The 5,177-nt window shown below is 66.1% G+C and carries 5 protein-coding genes; 3 read left to right on the top strand and 2 right to left on the bottom strand.

Annotated elements, in window-relative coordinates; translation table 11 throughout:
- Positions 1-23 precede the first annotated feature (23 nt).
- Both ACFZDC_RS41855 and ACFZDC_RS41850 read right to left on the bottom strand, forming a co-directional pair.
- Positions 24-194: a DUF5670 family protein gene (locus tag ACFZDC_RS41855; RefSeq protein WP_011113206.1), complete on the bottom strand. Its 171-nt coding sequence runs from the start codon at positions 192-194 to the stop codon at positions 24-26.
- Positions 195-371: 177 nt separating this feature from the next.
- Positions 372-668 (bottom strand): hypothetical protein, encoded by a 297-nt coding sequence (locus ACFZDC_RS41850; RefSeq protein WP_391332336.1) that lies wholly within the window; start codon positions 666-668, stop codon positions 372-374.
- 109 nt (positions 669-777) lie between these two features.
- Between ACFZDC_RS41850 and ACFZDC_RS41845 the strand changes: the two genes are divergently transcribed.
- The 3 genes from ACFZDC_RS41845 (at position 778) to ACFZDC_RS41835 (ending at position 5,053) form a co-directional block, all read left to right on the top strand.
- Positions 778-2,862: a hypothetical protein gene (locus tag ACFZDC_RS41845; RefSeq protein WP_391332334.1), complete on the top strand. Its 2,085-nt coding sequence runs from the start codon at positions 778-780 to the stop codon at positions 2,860-2,862.
- Positions 2,863-2,917: 55 nt separating this feature from the next.
- Complete coding sequence (locus tag ACFZDC_RS41840) at positions 2,918-3,109, top strand: DUF397 domain-containing protein (RefSeq protein WP_391332332.1); 192 nt, start codon at positions 2,918-2,920, stop codon at positions 3,107-3,109.
- Positions 3,110-3,355: 246 nt separating this feature from the next.
- Positions 3,356-5,053: an IS4 family transposase gene (locus tag ACFZDC_RS41835; protein WP_391332331.1), complete on the top strand. Its 1,698-nt coding sequence runs from the start codon at positions 3,356-3,358 to the stop codon at positions 5,051-5,053.
- Positions 5,054-5,177: the final 124 nt, after the last annotated feature.

The following is a 5,177-nucleotide window of genomic DNA, read 5'->3' as shown; positions in this document are numbered from 1 at the left end:
CCTCACGCTGGGTGCCTTCTCGTCTACCAGCGGTACCAGCGGCCCTTGCGGCCGCCGCTGTCCGCCGTACGGACGACGAAGCCCAGCAGCCACACGACGAGCACGATCACCGCGATCCACCACAGCGCCTTCAGCGCAAAACCCGCACCGAAGAGGATCAGAGCCAGCAGAAGAACCAGAAGCAGGGGAACCATCGTTATCAACCTCCTGGCCACCACATGCCCTTACCTTCCGCCGACAAGCCCACAAAGCGGGAGTTACTTCCACGAAGTACGGGGCATATGCGCGCCGCGCGCCATGCCTGGTTCCCCCAGTTCCGCCCCTCACGCACCGCAGGTCCGCCTCGTCAACTGGTGTGGGCGGGCCTGTGGTCAGGGTGTGTCGCCGCAATAATGGAAGGGGCAGGCGATCCCCGGGCCTGGTGTGCGCGGCTCGCCGACGCTGGGGTCGTACAGGGCGCGGTCGCCGGGCCACCGCGACAGCTCGGTGGCCAGGGCGACACCGCCGTCGAGTTCCTCCGCCGTCCAGCCGGTGATGTCCAGCAGCAGACCGTCCAGGGGCCCGCCGACGAGCGTCGCGTACGTCCGAGCAGGGAGTGGGCCGGGGTTGGGGTCGTCGTGGTCGCAGCCGTAGATGCGGCCCCGCAGCAACTGCTCATCGCCGTCCATACGACCAGCCTCCCCGGTAATGCCGAGCTCCTTCTTGTAGTCGGCGATGGCGAGAACGGACGCCGAGGTGGTCTCCCCCTCGGCACACGACACCAGCGCTGAGCCGGAAGTGGCCGACGCCGACGGCTGGGTCGCCTCAGGCTCGGCGCAGCGGGTGGTGGTGCTCCAGGATTCGCTGGACCTCGGCGGAGAATGTGTCGGAGCGGGTGGCATCTGCAAAGACCGCCTGCGGCTGCTTCGACGGAGGTGGTTGGGGGAAACCTATCCGCGAAGTCCCTTGCCATCGAAGGTGGGGGGAGCGGTGGGGGCTACTGGAAAGCCGTACCAGCTGTGGTTGCGTTTGGTGGCCGTGGCGGCTGTCAGCGCGTTGATCGGACTGCTCGCTGCGCTGTGGGGGACAGAGGCATGGGCGGGAGTGCTCGGGGCTGCGGTCGCCGCCGTGGTCAGCGTCGTTGCGGTTGGAGTGCAGACGGAGTGGCAGCGGCAGGCCGAGGCGGCTCGCCGTCGGCCACGTGCTTTAGCGATCGCCGCGCCAGGAGGTCGCTTTCCACTGGTGCGGGATGTCTCTGATCCCGTCACGGTGGGAGTGCACCCGGCCGAGACAGTCGAGCAGGACGGCGCGATCGACCGGGTTCCGACCTACGTCACCCGCGACATGGAGCCTCACCTGCACGCTGCCCTGCGGCGCGGTGGCTTCGTCCTACTGGTGGGCGAATCGACTGCGGGTAAGACGCGCGCCGCCTTTGAGGCCATCCGGCTCCTGCACCCTGATCACTACTTCGTGGCTCCTGCTGCACGGGAGGCCGTTGAAGTGCTGCTCGATGGCTGGGAAGCGGTCGACCGTTGCGTGGTGTGGCTGGATGACCTCGAGCGCTTTCTGGGGCTGGGAGGGCTGACCATCTCCACCTTGCAGCGTCTGCTTCTTGCCGACCGGCACGTGCTGGTCTTGGCCACTATGCGCAGCCACGAATACGACCGTTTCCGGGACCGGGCGGAAAACGAGGCATCAGGGGCCGCGCAGGAAGTCTGGCGGCAGGGACGGGCCGTACTGAGACAAGCCCAGGTGGTCCACGTCGAAAGACGCTGGACGCATACCGAGCGCGAACGGGCCCGTGTGGCAGGCGACCCCCGGCTGGTCCGCGCATTGGCCGGCGATGAGCGCTTCGGGGTGGCCGAACTTCTTGCGGCCGGCCCGGAACTGGTCGAAGTCTGGCAGCACGCCTGGACCCCTGGGCACCACCCACGAGGAGCAGCCCTCGTAGCAGCGGGCGTCGACGCACGACGCGCCGGCTACCACCGCCCTTTGCCCGTGGACGTGCTCCGGCACCTGCACGAGGACTTCCTTTCTCGCCGCGGCGGTGTTGAACTGCGTCCCGAGCCATTCGCCGAGGCACTGAGGTGGGCTGTGACCCCCACCGTCCCCGCAGGCGCGAACAGCCTGCTGCTCGGGGACGCCGAACACGGATGCCTGGCTTTCGACTACTTGATCGACCTCCCTACGCAAGAGGCCATACCAGAATTGGTCTGGGCGGCAGTCACGGAGCTCGCTCCGCTCCACGAGGCCTACACGATCGCATGCAACGCGTGGCTGGCAGGCCACTTCACACTGGTCCTTCCAACACTGCGGCGTGCAGCGCAGGCCGGCATCGGAGAAGCAGAGAGGATCCTGTGGGAATCAGACCTGCCGATGCGTCCGGCAGAGGAAGCCCTGGCGGACGCTCAACTCAGGATGCAAGCCCTGCAAGACCAGCTTGGCGCCGACCATGAAGAATCACTGCTGGCGGAAAGCATGGTCGCGTCGTTCACCATGCACTGCGGCAGATATGCCGAAGCCCTCCGGCTCTACGAGTCACTCGCGGACAGAGCAGCCTCCAGACTGGGAGACGATGACCGTCTCGTCCTGGGCGTGAGATTCGGCCTTGCCAACAGCACATTCGCCTCAGGAGCCCATGATGAAGGCCTGGCCCTACTTGACGCTGCACTCCGGCAGAGCGCCCAAAAACTGGGCCCAGCGGACTTGGCAGTGCTCTACCGACGCAAACGTGTGGTTGAAGCGTTGGCAGAGGCAGGCCGCATCAGCGACGCACGAGACCAAGTCACCACCCTCGATGCAGACTGCACCCGCCTACCGGGCACACACCCCATCGTCGACGAGGTGAGGCAACTGGCTAATCGCCTGCACGAGCCGCAGTAGACAGTCGCGCACAGGTCGTTGGCGGCTTCGTCGGCCCACAGGCTAAGGAGGAAACGTGAACCAGGGCTTGCAATGGCGGAAGAGCTCATACTCCGCTACGGCGACGACCTGCGTGGAGATCGCCCAGACGTCAGCCGTCGTATGGATCCGCGACAGCAAGGACGTGACGAAGTCCCCTCTCCGCATATCCACACAGAGCTGGAAGCACTTCCAAGCAACCGTCCGCAGTTGCGAACAAAACCAGTGAACAATCACGCACGCCATCTGACCGACATGACCGCATTTGGAACGTCCGCTGCAGAGCAGTAGGACGGACCCGGAAACGAGAGTGAGCTGCTCTGAGTTTGGTGGAGTCCCTGATGCCAGGGTTACGATCCTGGCGAAGGAGATTCACCAGCACCATGCCAGCACCCCGTAAATACCCCAAGACCACGGAGTTAGGGCGGATCCGCGGTTGTCAACGGGATCGAGGTTTTTCGGGGAAGTCCAGGTCATGGCAACGGGGCTCCTGATAGAGCGAAGAAGCCGACCAAGGTCTTCCCGCTCGAAGGAGCCCCGTTGTCCGCTCAGTGTTCCACGTTCCACCGTCACGCTCACGTCGTCCATCACCGTCGCCGACGGCGTCTTCGCTCCGGGACATCTCGGCGAGCTGACCCGGCAGTTACCCTTCGAACTTGTCGATGACGTCCTGGAACGCGTTGGCGGCGGCCAGCGCAGGGTGCGGCTGCTGCCATCGAGGGTGGGCGTGTACTTCGTGCTGGCGCTGGCACTCTTCCCGCAACTGGGGTACGTGCGCGTATGGGACAAGCTCACCGCCGGGCTGCACGGGCTTCTTCACCGGCGCCCTTCGGAGAAGGCACTGCGCGAGGTTCGCCGGCGGCTGGGCGTCGCACCGCTTCGGTCGCTGTTCGAAACACTGGCCGGTTCCACGGCACAGCCGATCACACCCGGGGTGCGATACCGGTGCTGGCGCACAGTCGCCTTCGACGGGTGCAGCTCCACCAAGGCCCCCGACCGACCGCGAGTCTGTGCCTGGCTGGGCAAGCACAAACACCGCTACGGCACCGACGGATATCCGATGCTGAAGATCATGGTGCTGTGCGAGACCGGGACCCGCGCGTTGCTCGGCGCGGTCTTCGGACCGACGCCGGAGAAGGAGACCGGCTATGCCGAGCAACTACTGCCCCTGCTGGACGACAGCATGCTGCTGCTCAACGACCGGGGCTTCGACTCAGACGACTTCCTCGCGAAGGCCGCGGCCACCGGGGCACAGCTGTTGGTACGCCTCAAGGGAACCCGGACACCCGCCCGCTGGGCCCTTTTGCCGGACGGGTCGTTTCTGACCAGGATCAACGGGACCCGGCTGAGGATCATCGACGCGTACATCACGGTGACGACTGCCAAAGGGCTGCGGCTGGAAGGCCACTACCGACTGGCCACCACGCTGACCGATCAGCGACGCCACCCCGCTGCTGAACTGGTGGAGCTCTACCACGAACGATGGGAGATCGAGTCGGCGTTCTACTCGCTCCGGCACACCCTGCAACGCGGTATGGTACTGCGCTCTCAGGACGCGACCGGGATCCAGCAGGAACTTTGGGCTCACTTGACCGTCTACCAGGCGCTGCGCCGGGCGATGGTTGAGGCCGTCGAGACGCTCCCCGGCACAGATCCAGACCGCGCATCTTTCACCATCGCCCTGGAGACCGCCAAGGATCAGCTCATCGCCGCGGCCAATGTGCTGCCCGATACCGGCCCGGGGCACATCGCATCGGCCCTCCTGCACAATCTGCTTCCGCCCCGCCGGGCCCGCGTCAACCCACGTCGCGTCAAGTGCCCGATCTCCCGCTATGCCGCACCGCCTGAGCAGGTACAAGTCCTGGGTGCCTCCAGGATCACCAGCATCAAAGTCACCCTGCACTCGTCCGCCGACCCTCGCCCTGACGGGCGTCGCGACCGCACGCTGCAACTTTTGCGCACCGCCCCTCTCCGCACCTGGCGCGCATGTGAAATCGCTCGCGGCATCGGACTGGACGACGCCCAAGGACTACGTGCGGAACTGGGGCGCTGGGTGCGCGAGGGCATCCTTCGCCGCACCGGGCGAGGCATCTACATCCTCGAACCCGAGTGGCTCACACCCGACCTCCAGGACCCCGTCGACCCACCCTTGACAACGCCGGATCGCCCTTAACTCCGTGGTCTTGGGGGTTGCCTCGCCCCCAGGGCGTTCTGTGGCCGCCTGTGCGGGCAGCGGCACGGTGGCCGCCTGATCGCGGATCTGAGCGGCGACGGCTTCGGGGTCGAACTCGAAGAGG

This window comes from Streptomyces sp. NPDC007905, from assembly GCF_042959345.1.
GTDB lineage: Bacteria > Actinomycetota > Actinomycetes > Streptomycetales > Streptomycetaceae > Streptomyces.
This window is presented reverse-complemented; position numbering and strand designations above follow the sequence as displayed.